This is a genomic window from Dyella japonica DSM 16301 (assembly GCF_001010355.1).
Taxonomy (GTDB): Bacteria; Pseudomonadota; Gammaproteobacteria; order Xanthomonadales; family Rhodanobacteraceae; genus Dyella; species Dyella japonica.
Genome location: NZ_JPLA01000121.1, coordinates 1 through 649, shown reverse-complemented (window position 1 = coordinate 649; position 649 = coordinate 1). Strand labels below are relative to the sequence as shown.

At 44.8% G+C, this 649-nt stretch carries 1 protein-coding gene; it reads right to left on the bottom strand.

Annotation, left to right across the window (positions count from 1 at the left end; genetic code table 11):
• Nucleotides 1-63 precede the first annotated feature (63 nt).
• Nucleotides 64-649 (bottom strand): hypothetical protein (locus tag Y882_RS20355; protein ID WP_211259226.1); only part of this gene is annotated, 586 nt, incomplete at its 5' end.

Here is a 649-nt window from a genome sequence, read left to right as displayed (position 1 = left end):
CTACTGACAATACAGCTACTGTATCTGTTACTGCCCCACTCCGTTTTAAAGCAGACCTAACTGCTAAAGCAATCTCCGGTGTGGATACCCAAGAGTGATGCCACCATATGCATCTACATTCAGAGTCACTGCACTGGAAGGCATGATACGGGTATTCACACCGGAGATTGCTTTAGCAGTTAGGTCTGCTTTAAAACGGAGTGGGGCAGTAACAGATACAGTAGCTGTATTGTCAGTAGTAGATGCACCCATAATCAGGCCATCCAATGCCATTTGTTGACTAGGTGCTACCAACAAACCACTAACTTTACCGGCTTTATAATTAAGAACCAGGTTAGCTACTGCACCAGCAGTAGGGGCATTCATGTTGATGGAACCAGTAGCTAACGACCATACTCCACCAGTAGAGGTCAGTTTACCTGCTACAGCATAACCCCCTTTGTCATTACCCATAGTAATAACCTGACGGAGCATTGCACCTACTGTATTAGCTGCATAAGTCTGTGCCTGATTAAAGCCAATCAGACCTGCACCTTCAGCAGTAGCATACTTTTCATGGTCAGCAATGATTGTGTCTAGCTGCTCTGCAATGGTAACTAAGTCACCTAATCTGGCATGTACAGCTAATAGTTCAGTCATGTGATTATCC